This is a genomic window from Janthinobacterium foliorum, assembly GCF_978021625.1.
The window spans coordinates 202,469-217,016 of sequence record NZ_CDXDQE010000004.1 but is presented as its reverse complement, the minus strand read 5'-3'; the positions used below and the strand labels follow the sequence as shown (position 1 = coordinate 217,016).

Annotated in this window: 14 protein-coding genes; 8 read left to right on the top strand and 6 right to left on the bottom strand. The window is 63.8% G+C overall.

Translation table 11 applies throughout. From position 1 onward, the window contains the following. Position 1 precedes the first annotated feature (1 nt). The 5 genes from ACZ92H_RS11245 to ACZ92H_RS11225 all read left to right on the top strand — a co-directional run bounded on the left by ACZ92H_RS11245 (position 2) and on the right by ACZ92H_RS11225 (position 4,567). On the top strand, positions 2-1,321 hold the full coding sequence (locus ACZ92H_RS11245) for an ABC transporter substrate-binding protein (RefSeq protein WP_131374743.1): 1,320 nt from the start codon (positions 2-4) through the stop codon (positions 1,319-1,321). A gap of 126 nt (positions 1,322-1,447) precedes the next feature. Beyond that, on the top strand, positions 1,448-2,293 hold the full coding sequence (locus ACZ92H_RS11240) for an ABC transporter ATP-binding protein (protein ID WP_465049388.1): 846 nt from the start codon (positions 1,448-1,450) through the stop codon (positions 2,291-2,293). Between the two features lie 15 nt (positions 2,294-2,308). Further along, complete coding sequence (locus ACZ92H_RS11235; RefSeq protein ID WP_465049387.1) at positions 2,309-2,539, top strand: MmcQ/YjbR family DNA-binding protein; 231 nt, start codon at positions 2,309-2,311, stop codon at positions 2,537-2,539. Between the two features lie 111 nt (positions 2,540-2,650). After that, positions 2,651-3,907 (top strand): phenylacetate--CoA ligase family protein, encoded by a 1,257-nt coding sequence (locus ACZ92H_RS11230; protein WP_465049386.1) that lies wholly within the window; start codon positions 2,651-2,653, stop codon positions 3,905-3,907. A gap of 78 nt (positions 3,908-3,985) precedes the next feature. Further along, positions 3,986-4,567, top strand: a complete 582-nt coding sequence (locus ACZ92H_RS11225; protein WP_131374749.1) for a hypoxanthine-guanine phosphoribosyltransferase — start codon at positions 3,986-3,988, stop codon at positions 4,565-4,567. Positions 4,568-4,604: 37 nt separating this feature from the next. Here the strand turns inward: ACZ92H_RS11225 and ACZ92H_RS11220 are convergent, their stop codons facing one another. The 3 genes from ACZ92H_RS11220 to ACZ92H_RS11210 form a co-directional block, all read right to left on the bottom strand. Beyond that, positions 4,605-5,558 carry an NAD(P)H-dependent flavin oxidoreductase gene (locus ACZ92H_RS11220; protein WP_131374751.1) on the bottom strand — a complete coding sequence of 318 codons (954 nt, stop codon included), beginning with the start codon at positions 5,556-5,558 and terminating at the stop codon, positions 4,605-4,607. A gap of 101 nt (positions 5,559-5,659) precedes the next feature. Beyond that, on the bottom strand, positions 5,660-6,583 hold the full coding sequence (locus tag ACZ92H_RS11215) for an MBL fold metallo-hydrolase (protein WP_465049385.1): 924 nt from the start codon (positions 6,581-6,583) through the stop codon (positions 5,660-5,662). A 9-nt stretch (positions 6,584-6,592) separates the two neighbouring features. Then, a complete protein-coding gene (locus ACZ92H_RS11210; RefSeq protein WP_465049384.1) occupies positions 6,593-6,826 on the bottom strand; it encodes a DUF1289 domain-containing protein in 234 nt (77 codons plus the stop codon). A gap of 279 nt (positions 6,827-7,105) precedes the next feature. On the opposite strand from ACZ92H_RS11210, the gene ACZ92H_RS11205 reads away from it, so the two are divergent. Beyond that, the gene (locus ACZ92H_RS11205) at positions 7,106-7,519 is read left to right on the top strand and encodes a CopG family transcriptional regulator (protein ID WP_034752801.1); all 414 of its coding nucleotides are present in this window, start codon (positions 7,106-7,108) and stop codon (positions 7,517-7,519) included. Between the two features lie 54 nt (positions 7,520-7,573). Beyond that, entirely contained in the window at positions 7,574-8,860 is a 1,287-nt protein-coding gene (locus ACZ92H_RS11200; protein ID WP_465049383.1) for an extracellular catalytic domain type 1 short-chain-length polyhydroxyalkanoate depolymerase, read from the top strand. Here ACZ92H_RS11200 and ACZ92H_RS11195 read toward each other — a convergent pair. From ACZ92H_RS11195 to ACZ92H_RS11185, 3 genes are all read right to left on the bottom strand, one after another. Then, positions 8,857-10,014: a response regulator gene (locus tag ACZ92H_RS11195; protein WP_131374755.1), complete on the bottom strand. Its 1,158-nt coding sequence runs from the start codon at positions 10,012-10,014 to the stop codon at positions 8,857-8,859. The genes ACZ92H_RS11200 and ACZ92H_RS11195 overlap by 4 nt on opposite strands. 31 nt (positions 10,015-10,045) lie before the next feature. Then, positions 10,046-13,099 carry a response regulator gene (locus tag ACZ92H_RS11190; RefSeq protein ID WP_465049382.1) on the bottom strand — a complete coding sequence of 1,018 codons (3,054 nt, stop codon included), beginning with the start codon at positions 13,097-13,099 and terminating at the stop codon, positions 10,046-10,048. A gap of 96 nt (positions 13,100-13,195) precedes the next feature. After that, the gene (locus tag ACZ92H_RS11185) at positions 13,196-13,399 is read right to left on the bottom strand and encodes a cysteine-rich CWC family protein (protein WP_465049381.1); all 204 of its coding nucleotides are present in this window, start codon (positions 13,397-13,399) and stop codon (positions 13,196-13,198) included. Positions 13,400-13,630: 231 nt separating this feature from the next. Between ACZ92H_RS11185 and argB the strand changes: the two genes are divergently transcribed. Further along, positions 13,631-14,524 carry an acetylglutamate kinase gene (gene argB, locus ACZ92H_RS11180; protein WP_010393729.1) on the top strand — a complete coding sequence of 298 codons (894 nt, stop codon included), beginning with the start codon at positions 13,631-13,633 and terminating at the stop codon, positions 14,522-14,524. The last annotated feature ends 24 nt before the right edge of the window (positions 14,525-14,548 follow it).

Here is a 14,548-nt window from a genome sequence, read left to right as displayed (position 1 = left end):
AATGAAACACATCCAATCGCTCATGCTGGCCGCCGCCATCGCCAGTGCCGCACTCACCATGGCCGGCAGCGCACAAGCCCAGGACAAGGAACAGTACATCGCCCTGCCGTCCTACCGCGTGGGCCCCTACGCGGCCGGCGGTTCCGGTTTCTACGGCGGCATCATCGACTACTTCAACCTGGTCAACCAGGCCGGCGGCGTGAATGGCGTGAAGATCAGCTGGGAAGAGTGCGAAACGGAATACAACCCGTCGCGCGGCGTGGAATGCTACGAACGCCTGAAAACCAAGCAGGGCGGCGCCACTCTGGTGGAAACCCTGTCCACGGGCGTCGCCTACGGCATCCTCGACCGCGTGGCGCAGGACAAGATCCCCATGACCATGATCGGCTACGGCCGCTCGGACGCCGCCAACGGCAAGGTCTTCCCGTATGTCTATCCGCTGATCTCCAGCTACTGGAGCCAGGCCGCCGCCATGATCAAATACCTGGGCGACAAGGATGGCGGCATGGACAAGCTGAAAGGCAAAAAGATCGTCCACCTGTACCACGATTCGGCCTTCGGCAAGGAGCCGCTGCCCGTGCTCGAAGCGCTGTCGAAACAGTACGGCTTCGAGCTGGTGAAAATTCCCGTCGCGCCGCCAGGCAGCGAACAGCAGTCGCAATGGCTGCAGATCCGCCAGGCCAAGCCGGATCACGTGATCCTGTGGGGCTGGGGCGTGATGAATTCCGTGGCCATCAAGACGGCGCAGCGCAACGGCTTCCCGCGCGACAAGATGCTGGGCGTCTGGTGGGCCGGTTCCGAGGAAGACACGATTCCATCGGGCGACGCGGCCAAGGGCTACACGGCGATGACCTTCAACACGCCCGGCAACTACCCCGTGCTGGACGACATCCGCAAGAAGCTCTACGCCTCCGGCAAGGGCAATCTGTCGGACCAGTCGCGCATCGGTTCCGTCTACCACATGCGCGGCGTGACGGCCGGCATCCTGTGGGTGGAAGCGATCCGCACGGCGCAGGAAAAATTCGGCAAGGGCAAACCGATCACGGGCGAGCAGATGCGCTGGGGCCTGGAAAACCTGAACGTCGACGACGCGCGTCAAAAAGCCGTGGGCGCGCTGGGCATGTTCCCCACCGTGAAAACCAGCTGCGACGACCATGAAGGCTCGGGCGCCGTGAAGGTTCAGCAGTGGGATGGCAAGAAATGGACCGCCATCACGCCGAAGTGGATCGTCGGCGACAAGGCCCTGGTGCGCAAGCTGGTCGAGGAATCCTCGAACAAGTACGCGGAAGAGAAAAAGATCACGCCGGCGTGCATGAAGTAAATCGCTGCCGATGGTGGTGTCGGATTACGGCCCGCGGCCTAATCCGACCTACGCCGCATCCACGTAGGTCGGATTAGCGAAGCGTAATCCGACAGCATCGCCAACACATATGAAAACGAAGCAGCCATGACCCACACAGCCACGCAAACCCCGATCAAGCCGGACGCACCGCCGCCGTACCTGTCGGTGAACAATATCGAAGTCATCTACGACCACGTGATCCTGGTCTTGAAGGGCGTGTCGCTGCAGGTCCCGCAGGGCAAGATCGTGGCGCTCCTGGGCGCGAACGGCGCCGGCAAGTCGACCACCCTGAAAACCATCTCGACCCTGCTGCGCGGCGAGCGGGGCGACGTCACCAAGGGCGAAGTCCAGTTCAAGGGCGAACGCGTGGATCAATTGACGCCGAATGAGCTGGTGAAGCGGGGCCTGTCGCAGGTGATGGAAGGACGCCATTGTTTCGGCCACCTCACCATCGAGGAAAACCTGCTGACGGGCGCCTACACGCGCAGCCTGTCGCGCGGCGAATTGAAGGACGCGCTGGACAAGGTGTACCACTATTTCCCGCGCCTGAAAACGCGGCGCGCCAGCCAGGCCGGCTATACCTCGGGCGGCGAGCAGCAGATGTGCGCCATCGGCCGCGCGCTGATGGCCAGGCCCTCGATGATCCTGCTCGACGAACCGTCGATGGGCATCGCGCCGCAGATCGTCGAAGAGATCTTCGGCATCGTCAAGGACCTGAACCACAAGGAAAACGTATCGTTCCTGCTGGCCGAGCAGAACACCAACGTGGCCCTGCGCTACGCCGACTTCGGCTACATCCTGGAAAACGGCCGGGTCGTGATGGAAGGCCAGGCGCAGGAACTGGCCAGCAATGAAGACGTCAAGGAATTCTACCTGGGCGTGTCCAGCGCCGGGCGCAAGAGCTTCCGCGACATGAAGTTCTACCGCCGCCGCAAGCGCTGGCTGGCCTGACGCGGGAGGCAAGGCATGGACCTGGAGCGGGCGAAAGCCGTCTGCCGCGGCTTTCCCGGCGCGACAGAAGACATCAAATGGACGAACGTGCTGGCGTTTTCTGTCGGCGGCAAGCTGTTCGCCCTGTGCGGCGCGGAAGCGCGCAGCACGCGCGGCATGAGCTTCAAGGTCGATGCGGAACGCTTCCTGGAACTGACGGACCGCCCCGGCTTGCGTCCGGCGCCCTACTTGGCACGGGCCGGGTAGGTGCTGGTCGCCAGTCCCGATGCCCTCTGGCCGCCCTGCTGCACCGCGCATACCGCCTGATTGTTGCCGGGCTGACCAAAAAACTGCAATTGACCTTGGAGAATCCGTAACATGACCGATACGCTCGACAGTCTGGAAACGCGCGCCCCCGACGCGCGCGAACGCGAATTGATGGCCGGCCTGCCGCAGCTGATCGCGCGCGCGCAAGCGGCGCCGGGCTGGGCCCGCATCCTCGACGGCATTGATGCGGCCAGCATCACCAGCCGTGCCGCGCTGGCGCAGCTGCCCGTCACGCGCAAGTCCGACCTCAAGCAGCTGCAGCACGCGCAGCTGCCGTTCGGCGGCTTGAACACGACGCCGAAAAACGCCCTGTCGCGCGTTTTTGTCTCGCCCGGTCCCATCTTCGACCCGGAAGGCCGCGGTCCCGACTGGTGGCGCTTCGCTCGGCCCATGTATGCGGCTGGCGTGCGCGCCGGCGGCCTGCTGCAAAACTGCTTTTCGTATCACTTTACGCCGGCCGCCTTCATGGTCGAAGGGGGCGCCGCGCGCATAGGCTGCACCGTCATCCCGGCCGGCATCGGCCAGACGGAAATGCAGGTGCAGGCGATGATGGATCTGAAGCCGGACACGTATATCGGCACGCCGTCCTTTTTAAAACTGATCATTGAAAAGGCGCGCGAGATGGGTGCCGATATCAGCAGCGTCACCAAGGCCGTGATGGGCGCCGAAGCCTTGCCCGAATCGCTGCGCAGCTGGTTTGCCGCGAACGGCGTGCCGCACGTGTTCCAGACCTATGCCTCGGCAGACATCGGCAGCATCGCCTATGAAACGGCCAGCAATGGCAAGCTCAATCCGGGTATGGTCATCGACGAGAACGTGCTGCTGGAAATCGTCCATCCGGGCAGCGGCATGCCCGTCGCGCCGGGCGAGGTGGGCGAAGTCGTCGTCACCGTCTTCAATGCCGACTACCCGCTGATCCGCTTCGCCACGGGGGATCTGTCGGCCGTGCTGACGGGCGCGCCGGAGTCGCCGTGCGGGCGCACGAATACGCGCATCCGTGGCTGGATGGGGCGCGCCGACCAGACCACCAAGGTGCGCGCCATGTTCGTGCATCCGTCGCAGGTGCACGAGATCGCGCGCCGCCACCCGCAGATCAAAAAGGCGCGGCTGGTAGTGTCCGGGCGCATGGCCAACGACGAGATGACTTTGCATTGCGAAGTCGATCATCCCCATGACGCCAGCGGCACGGAAGCCATCATCGGCTCGATCCGCGAGCTGACCAAGCTGCGGGGCGACGTCCTGCTGGTGGCCGTGGGCAGCCTGGCGCAGGATGGAAAAATCATCGACGATATACGCGATTACAATTAGTTCGCTGGCACGCGGATGGCGTTTGCGGGATAATACCCGCATTCATCATCAGCCCCATTCATCGCCATGCAAGAGTCCATGCAAGAATTTCATCACAACCGTGCCCGTGACCTGATCAAGAACGCGGAACTGCTGTTCGACCAAGATACCGTGCAGGCGTCGATCACGCGCATGGCCGATGTGCTCAACACGCGCTTCAACGCCGACGATTCCAAGGAATTCCCGCTGGTGCTGGGCGTAATGGGCGGCGCCGTCGTGTTTACGGGCAGCCTGCTGCCGCAACTGAGCTTCCCGCTGGAGTTCGACTACATCCACGTGAGCCGCTACGGCGACGATGACAAGGGTGGCGAAGTGGTATGGAAAGTCATTCCCCGCTCGAACGTATCGGGACGCACCGTGATCGTGCTCGACGACATCCTGGACGAAGGCGAAACCCTGGCGCACGTCAAGCAGCGCCTGCTGGACATGGGCGCCGCGGAAGTCATCCTGGCCGTGTTTGCCGACAAGGCCATCGGCAAGAAAAAGCCCGTGCAGGCCGATATCGTCGGCCTGGTGATCCCGAACCGCTTCGTCGTCGGCTTCGGCATGGACGCCTATGGCTACTGGCGCAACCTGCCAGGCCTGTGGGCCATCAAGCCCGAGGATTTGAAGCAGGAGTGATGGCGACATGCCGGGGCCAGACCCCGGCATTTACGTTTTACAGCTTCAGCCGCGCGCGCGCCGCCTCATATTCCGCCTTCAGGCGCGCCACCATCTCTTCCACGCTCGGCACGTCATCCATCAAGCCCACGCCCTGGCCCGCGCCCCAGATGTCGCGCCAGGCCTTGGCGCTGCCCGAACCGAAGTTCATCGAACTCTTGTCCGCTTCGGGCAACGCTTCCGGATCGAGTCCCGCCGCTTCGATCGATTTTTTCAGGTAATTGCCATGCACGCCCGTAAACAGGTTCGTGTAGACGATGTCCGCCGCGCTGGAATCGACGATGGCGTCGCGGTAGCCGTCGCTGACGTTCGATTCCTTGGTCGCCAGCCAGCGCGAGCCGATATAGGCAAAGTCGGCGCCCATGGCTTGCGCGGCCAGCACGGCATCGCCCGTGGCGATGGAGCCGGACAGCGCCAGCGGACCATCGAAGAACTTGCGCACCTCGCCCACCAGGGCGAACGGCGACAGGGTGCCGGCATGGCCGCCGGCGCCCGTGGCCACCAGGATCAGGCCGTCGACGCCCGCTTCCAGGGCCTTTTTCGCGTGGCGGATCGAAATCACGTCATGCAGCACGATGCCGCCATAGCTGTGGATGGCGTCGAGCATTTCCTTCGGCGGCGCGCGCAGCGAGGAAATGATGATGGGGATGCGGTGCTTCACGCACACTTCCACGTCATGCGCCAGGCGGTCGTTCGACTGGTGCACGATCTGGTTGACGGCGATCGGCCCCACTTTTTTATCGGGATGGGCGGCCTGGAAGGCGGCCAGTTCGGCTTGCAGCTCGGTGAGCCAGGTGTCGAGCAGTTCAGCGGGGCGCGCATTCAGGGCAGGGAAGGAACCGACGATGCCGGCCTTGCACTGCGCCGCGACGAGGGCCGGGCCGCTGGCGATGAACATCGGCGACGCGATAACGGGTAAGGAAAGGTTTTGCAACGCTACAGGCAATGCCATGGCGGACTCGCTGAAAAGTTGATCGGACGTGGAAACACACACTGAACGGTGATTATAGTGCAGAAAAAGTACGATCGTGCTGAATTTAATCTGGCATCGCGTCAGCCATCGTTGAGCAAGTACTCACCCTCGACCCGCGCCGCCACCGCCCTGACCAGTTGCGCAATCGCCCACTCGGCCAGCGCGGCCGCTTCCTGGCGCAGGAAGCGCCGGTTGGCCTCTTCGAAGATGGGCATGCCGCGCAACAGTGCCGGCACCTCGGCGATGGCGATGCGCCGGCGTTCCAGCAGCAGGAACTTCAGCAGCACTTTCACGGCGTTCTGCGCATTGCGCACGGGATCGGACGCCAGATAATCGAGGCGCGAATACGCGCGCTGCAGGGCGCCGGCGGCATCCTCGAACGGCCGCCCGTGGCCGGGGATGACCACGCGCACGTCGAGGCTGGCGATCAGGTCCAGGGTGGCGCGCGCCTCCAGAAAGCCCGAGCCGCCATCGAGTTCGGGGAAGATCACGCCAAAGCCGTTTTCCCACAGGGCGTCGGCCGAGATCAGGATGCCTTCACCGGCACAATAAAAGATCAGCGAATGGGGGTCGTGGCCGGGCGCGCCCAGCGCCTGCCAGGCCATGTCGCCCAGCGTCAGCATGTCGCCGGGAGCCAGGGTGGCGTCAAAGCCGAAGCGCGGGCATTGCTGGCCCGTGGCCTGGAAGCTGAGGGCCTCGACATCCCAGGCGCGCACCTTGTCCGCTTCCGTCGCGGGAATGGCCGTATGGCAGCCGTATGCGGCCTGCAGCAGCGCGTTGCCGCCGCAATGGTCGGAATGCAGGTGGGTGTTGAACAGCCGGTCCAGCGGGCGGCCGGCCAGGCTGTGGCGCAGCAGGGCCAGCGTTTGCGGCGCGTGGGTCACATAGCCGCTGTCGATCAGCGCCGTGTCGTCCCGGCCCAGGAACAGGATGTTATTCGACGACAGCCAGCCGCGTTCGAACACCTGCATCGCATCGGGGAACAGTGCTGGCGATCGCGGCATGGGCTTTCCTCAGTAGTCGGGCTCGAAGTCGAGCAGCGATTCGCGCCCCGGCAATGCGGCCCAGACGGCGCGCTTGAAGTCGTCGTCGGCCTTGCTCCAGGCGATGATTTCGTCGAGCGTGCGCAAGCAGCCTTCGCACAAGCCGCTGTTGCGGTTCATCTTGCACAGGCTGACGCACGGCGAGGGCACGGGCGACGGCAAGGAGGGCGGAACGGCGGGCGGAGGGGGCGTAGCGGCCATCATGGAGCGGCACCGGTAAATGGACAGGCTTGCATTATGCCGCGAAACCATGCGGACGCGGCGATGGCTTCCCTGGACAATGTTTCTACCGCGATAATTTTTCATGCAAAACATGATCAGAAAGGCAATGTCTGCACATTTATTTTGTGCCGCGTTTTCATTCTGCGGGTGCCCGTCCTACAGCCTTGTCAGGCCAAATCCTGCTTGACTTGATGTTTTTCAGACCTATACTACCATCCATACAGATGGCAATTGGATGCCACAGGGAGTTTATGGAGACATATGGCCAAGCAAGATAGCAAGCCCAAAATTGGGGAATCAGAAAAAATCACGATCAATCTGGGCTTGATCGACCTGGGGCAGATCGATCTGCTGGTCCAGGAAGGATTTTATTCCAACCGCACGGATCTGATCCGTACGGCCATCCGCAACCAGCTGGGCACCCACGCCGACGTGGTGAAACAAACCGTCGCCCGCAAAAGCCTGGTACTGGGCATGCAGCATTATTCGCGCGCCGACCTGGAAGCGATCCAGGCAGCCGGCCAGCGCCTGCAGATACAGGTGCTGGGACTGGCCAGCATCGCCAGCGACGTCTCCGTGGAACTGGCCCTGGCCACCATCGAGTCGATCTTCGTATTAGGTGCCCTGCACGCCAGCACCGTCGTCAAGACGGCGCTTGCAGGGCGAATTCACTAGCGCACCGGTTTGCGGCAATGACCCGGCCGTTGCGCGGCACCGTTAAGGATGGTCATGAAACTAGCTCAAGACATGTTGGCGCACATGCGCGCCGCAACCCGCAATCTGATGGGCAGCGGTCCTGCCGCCGCCACCGAAGCCATCCAGCAGGCGCTGTCCGCCGCCGGCCTGGCGCCGCCGGCCGCCACGCCGCAGCCGGCGCCACAGCAGCCGATGCGCGACATCAATCCGCCGCCCGCGCCACCACCGCCACCACCGGCGGGCGCGCGGCCGCAACCGGCCGCCGCGCAGGAGGCCCCCGCCGCGCCTGCAGCACCTTCGACGCCCGCGCAGGCGGCGCAGGAATTCGCGCAGGATTTCATGGCGCGCCTGGGCGTGCCGGCCGGCCTGGGCCAGCACAGCTTCGACATGCCCAGCTTCGAACTGCCGAACTTCCACCCGCCCGGCTTCAATACGCCGGGCACCACGCCGGTGGACGTGCCGGCCGGCGCGCAATTCATTGACGGCGTGTACCGCAACCATGCGGGCACGCGCGCCTATAAACTGTATATCCCCAGCAGCTACCATGGCCAGGCCATGCCGCTGATCGTCATGCTGCACGGCTGCACGCAGAATCCCGACGATTTCGCCGCCGGCACGCAGATGAACGCGCTGGCCGAAGAAAAGGAGTGCTTTGTTGTCTACCCGGCGCAGACGCAGGGCGCCAACAGCTCGCGCTGCTGGAACTGGTTCAATGCGCTCGACCAGCAGCGCGACCAGGGAGAACCGTCGCTGATCGCCGGCATCGCCCAGCAAGTCATCGACGAATATCCCGTCAATGAACGCGAAGTGTTCGTCGCCGGCCTGTCGGCGGGCGGCGCCATGGCCGTCATCGTCGGCACCCTGTACCCGGAACTGTTTGCCGCCGTCGGCGTGCATTCGGGCTTGCCCTTCGCCTCGGCGCAGGACTTGCCGTCGGCGCTGGCGGCCATGAAGGGCGGCGCCATGCCCAATCCGAAACGCCAGGCGCCCGCAGGCGGCGTGCCCATCATCGTCTTCCATGGCGACCGCGACAACACCGTCAACCTGCGAAATGGCGATGAACTGATCGCCCAGGGCGTGCGCAGCCAGGCGGGCGGCAAGGCCGCCAAGGCGGCCTCCATCGATGGCAGCGTGCCGAATGGCCACCGCTATACGCGCACCACGCACAGCCAGGCCGACGGCTCGCCGCTGGGGGAATACTGGGTCATCCACGGCGCCGGCCATGCGTGGTCGGGCGGCAGCGACAGCGGCAGTTATACCGACGGCAAGGGCCCGGACGCCAGCCGCGAGATGCTGCGCTTCTTCAAGACGGTCAGTTAAGGATTGCTGGCGCCGCCGACGAAAGGCGCCACCTGCCGCTGCTTGTCGGCGATCTCGCATACGCCGTCGGCGTAGCGGTTGGAGATGGCGATGAACTGGTCCTGGATCTGCAAAAAGGCGTCGACGATCTCGGCGTCGAAATGCGAGCCGCGCCCTTCGCTGATGATCTGCACGGCCTGCGCATGGTCCATGCCCTGCTTGTAGATGCGCCGGCTGATCAGGGCATCGTACACGTCGGCCAGCGCCATCAGGCGCGCCGAGATCGGGATGGCTTCGCCCGCCAGCCCCTGCGGGTAGCCCGTGCCATCCCATTTCTCGTGGTGGCTGTAGGCGATCTCCTTGGCATACTTCAAAAAATCCACCTCGATGCCCAGCTCGTGCTCGGCCGCCAGGATGGCGTCGCGTCCCAGGGTCGTATGCGTCTTCATGATGGCCATTTCATGCGGCTCGAAGCGGCCCGGCTTGAGCAGGATATGGTCGGGGATGCCCACCTTGCCGATGTCGTGCAGGGGCGCCGTCTTGAACAGCAGCTCGATATTCTTGTCCGTCAAAAAATCGCGGAAGCGCGGCAAGTCGCGCACTTTTTCCGCCAGCGCCTTCAGGTAATGCGACGTGCGGCGGATATGGTTGCCCGTCTCGCTGTCGCGCGTTTCGGCCAATGACGCCATGGCGTGGATGGTGACGTCCTGCAGTGCCTTGACTTCCTGCACCCGGCGCTCCACTTCCGTTTCCAGGTACTGGTTCTGGTCGCGCAAGAAATCCTGCATCTGCTTCATCGCCAGCTGCGTCTTGATGCGCGCCAGCACGATGGGTGCCGAGATCGGCTTGGTGATGTAGTCGACGGCGCCCAGGGCCAGGCCCAGCTGCTCGTCGGCCACTTCGCTCATGGCCGTGACGAAAATCACGGGAATGGCGGCCGTGGCGGGACTGGCCTTGAGCGCGCGGCACACGTCGTAGCCGCTCATGCCCGGCATCATGATGTCCAGCAGGATCAGGTCGGGCTGGTCGTTGCCGGCGGCGATCTTCAGGGCGCGCTCGCCATTGACGGCGATCTTGGTGCGGTACTCGCCTTCCAGCACGGCACGCAGCAGGTCGATATTGTCCGGCGTATCATCGACCACCAGTATGGTTGGCTTGCTTGCCGGCGCCGTCATGCCCTTCTCTCGCTCTGCATAGTTATCCTTGTCACAGTGTCATTTCCAGCGCCTTGGCCACTTCGCCCAGCTGCGCCAGCGCGCCTTCAAAATCGTATTGTCCCAGCATGCGCTTCAACTGGCGCGCATGTTCGGCCTGCCCTGCCGCGACCAGCATGGGGCCGATGCCGTCCAGGTGCTTGACGGCCTGGGCGTCGTCCTGCTGCAGCAGCAGGGACAGTTCGCGCAAGCCTGTTTGCAGCTGCGCCCTGTCCACCGGCGCCACTGCCACCACGCCGGCGCCCGCCTCGGCCGCGCCGGCGCGCGACTGCATGGCCAGCACGATCTTTGGCACCAGTTCGTCGAGCGCCTGGGCGCAGGCGGCGAGCGCCTGCGGCAAGCCGTCGTGCGATCCAAGGCTGAGCAGATGCTCGACCCGCGCGGCGCCGTCGGCCAGTCCGCCGGCGCCGATATTGCCGGCAAGTCCCTTCAGCGTATGCGCTTCGCGGATGGCCGTGTCCAGCTGGTTGTTCTCGATGGCGCTGATGATGCGCAGCGTGGCATCGAACTGGGTCTCCACGAAACGCTCCAGCAATTTTCGCATCAATGCGGCATTCCCGCCCACGCGGCGCATGGCTTCCGTCATTTTCAGGCCCGCGACCAGGGGCAGTTCCACCTCCGGCGGCGTCTGCTTCACGCGCATCGCCTGCGGCGCGGCCGGATTGATCCAGCGTGCCAGGGTACCGAACAGCTGGGCCACGTCGATCGGCTTGGCGATGAAATCGTTCATGCCGGCGTCCAGGCATTTTTCCTTGTCGCCCACCATGGCATTGGCCGTCATGGCAATGACGGGCAAATTCGAAAAGCGCGGGTCCTGGCGCAGCTTGCGCGTCGCCTGGTAGCCATCCATCACCGGCATCTGGCAATCCATCAGCACGCCGTCATAGGCGTTTTCCGCGATTTTCGCCAGCGCGATGGCGCCATTGCCGGCGATGTCCACGCGGATGCCCGCATCGTTGAGGATATGCTGCGCCACTTCCTGATTGACTTCGTTATCTTCCACCAGCAGCAGCCAGGCGCCGCGCAAGGCCCGCTCGTCGTCGCGGTAGCTGCTCTGGCGCCGGGTCTTGCGGCTCTGGCCCGTGACGCCGCCAAACACGAACGCAATCTGATCGAGCAGGGTCGAGGCGCTGACCGGCTTGCTCAACACGCCATCGAGCGGCAGCTCGCGCCGGCGCGCCGCCTCCAGCAGCGCTTCGCGGTGAAAGGCGGTGACCATGATGCAGGCCGGTACCGCGTCGATGCCGGCGCCATCGGCGCGGATGGCGGCCAGGGTATCGAGGCCGTTCATGTCCGGCATTTTCCAGTCCATCAGCAGCAAGCCATACGGACGCCCTTCGGCGCGCGCCTGCGCCACCGCGCCGATGGCCAGCACGCCGCCATACACGGCGCGGGCTTCAAAGCCCAGCGCCGTCAGCATGCTGACGAAGATCTCGCGCGCGCTGGGGTTGTCGTCGACCACCAGCACGCGCAGGCCCTTGAACTGCTGCTGATACTGCGTTTGCGGCAGGCTGTCGCGCGGCACGGCGGCCAGGCCGAAACGGGCCGTGAAAAAGAAGGTGCTGCCCACGCCCGCTTCACTTTCCAGGTCGATCTCGCCTTCCATCATTTCCACCAGGCGCTTGCTGATGGTCAGCCCCAGCCCCGTGCCGCCATGGTGGCGCGTGGTGGAGGTATCGGCCTGCGTAAACGCCTGGAACAATTTGCTGCGCTGGGCCGGCGTCAGGCCGATGCCCGTGTCGCGCACCGCGACGCGCAGGACGGCCGCATGTTCCTCGCGCTGCTGCAGGCGGATGGTGACGACGATCTCGCCCTTCTCCGTAAACTTGATGGCGTTGTTGGTGAGATTGATCAGCACCTGGCCCAGGCGCAGCGGGTCGCCCTGCAAGGCATTGGGCACGTCGGGCGCGACGTCGAACAGCAGTTCGAGTCCCTTGTCCTGGGCCCGCATCACGGACAGGTCGGCGATCTGCGCCAGCACGTCTTCGAGGAAAAAATCGACCTTTTCAAAGGCCATCTTGCCCGCCTCGATCTTCGAGAAGTCGAGGATGTCGTCGATGATGGCCAGCAGGTTCTTCGATGCCGATTCCACCTTCTCCAGGTAGTTGCGCTGGGTCGGCGTCAGCTCCGTCTGCAGCGCCAGGTGGGTCATGCCGATGATGCCGTTCATCGGCGTGCGGATTTCATGCGACATATTGGCCAGGAAGTCGGACTTCATCTTGGTCGCGTCCTCGGCCACCTCGACGGCATGGCGCAGGTCCTGCTCGACGGCCAGGCTGGTGCTCATGTTTTTCAGCGCCTGCATCAATTCGCCCGTCTCGTCGCGCGACGTCACTTCGATGGCGGAGCTGAAGTCGCCATTGGCCACGCGCGTGGCGATCGCCACCGCCTCGCCCAGGGGCCGCGTGATCGAGCGCGCCGACCAGGCAAACGCCAGCCCGACCAGCAGTGCCGCCAGGCCGATGCCGCCCATCAGGGTCAGCGAGGTATCGATGTCATTGCGTATCCGGGCAGCGCTGTCGCGGATCTGCTGCTGCTGCAGGTCGTCAAGCTGTCCCACGTACAGCAGCACCTTTTCCAGCACGGGCAAGGTTTGCGTCTGCATGGCCTGCCCGGCGCCCGCGGCATCGCCCTGCCCGAGCAGTGCGAACAGCGCCTGCAGCGACGCGTAATAGTCGGCACGCGCGCGGTGCATCTGCTCCAGCAGGCGGCGCTCCTCGGCACGCGCCTTCAGGCCGTCGAGGATGCGGACCTGCTCATCGATGCCTCGCTTGATCGCTTCCAGGCGTTCCTGGTTCGCCTGGCGCAGCGCCAGCTTGTGCTGCTCCGGCAGGCTGGCGATGCGCGTGGCCGCCTCGCGGGCCAGGCCGTGGATCTTGCTGGTGGCCTTGGCGGCGACCCAGTCGCGCTGCAGGATATTGTCCGTCTCGGCGCGGATCGCATAGATGCGGCTGCCCGACAGCACGATGACGACCAGCATCAGCACGATCAGCATGGCGTAGCCCGCGTTGATGCGCACGCCGATCCGGATATCCCTGAAACGCATGACAGTTTCCTATCAGAAATTCTTAAAAACGGCAGTCTGAGCCTATTCCCCTACAAAATGCAAGGTCTTTTGCAAAGGAATGACGCGGCAAAGCGCCTAGCCGGCCGGTGTCGGGGCTTTTTCAGGAGGCGTCAAGCGGGCGATATGGGTTTGCAGACACGCGGGGCACCAGCACCCCGAATCGGCGCTGCCGGGCACGGGAACGGCCGGCGGCAGGGCCACGCACCAGCACGGCGCGCTGGCGTCCGGGTCAAGCTGGCCGCACTGGAAGGTGGCGCCGCAGCGGCTGCACTGGCTCATGGCTGTGTGTGAATTGGCAAGTGTGTGACATAGCGCAATTGCGGTTGACGCACATGTAACTGGGGGTAAAAGGGCTGGCTGGCGGACATATCGGGCCAGACTATAGGATCATCAGGGAAAATACAACAAGATCGCCCTATAATGCCTCCAGGATTTTCTTCTTCCCTGTAAAATCGCACAAATCTATTTTCCGGACTCGCCATGAATCAACTAGCTAACTTGAACCTGGACATGAATGACGACTTGACGGCGGTGTCGCCGCAAATCAAGGCGCAGATTCTGGCCGAGGCCCTGCCATACATCCGCAATTTCCACGGCAAGACCATCGTCATCAAATACGGTGGCAATGCCATGACGGACGAGCGCCTGAAGCACGGCTTCGCGCGCGACGTCATCCTGCTCAAGTTGGTCGGCATGAATCCTGTCGTGGTCCACGGCGGCGGACCGCAAATCGACAACGCGCTGAAAAAGATCGGCAAGCAAGGCACTTTCGTGCAAGGCATGCGCATCACCGATGAAGAAACCATGGAAGTGGTGGAATGGGTGCTGGGCGGCGAAGTGCAGCAGGATATCGTCATGCTGATCAACCATTACGGTGGCCAGGCCGTCGGCCTGACGGGCAAGGATGGCGGCTTGATCCGCGCGCGCAAGATGCAGATGCCGGACCGCGAACATCCGGGCGAATTCCTCGACATCGGCTTCGTCGGCGAGATCGACGCGATCAACCCGGCCGTCGTCAAGGCGCTGCAGGACGACGCCTTCATTCCCATCATCTCGCCGATCGGTTTCGGCCAGGATGGCCAGGCCTACAACATCAACGCTGACGTGGTAGCGGGGAAGATCGCGGAAATCCTGAAGGCGGAAAAGCTGATCATGATGACCAACATCGCCGGCGTCCAGGACAAGCAGGGCAACCTGGTGACCGACCTGTCGGCACGCGAAATCGACGAGATGTTTGCCGATGGCACGATCTCGGGCGGCATGCTGCCCAAGATCTCGTCCGCGCTCGACGCCGCCAAGTCCGGCGTGAACACGGTGCACATCATCGATGGCCGCATCGAACACTCATTATTGCTGGAAGTGTTGACCGAGCAAGCTTTTGGTACTATGATCCGTTCGCACTAAAAAAATCGCCATGCATCACGGCGA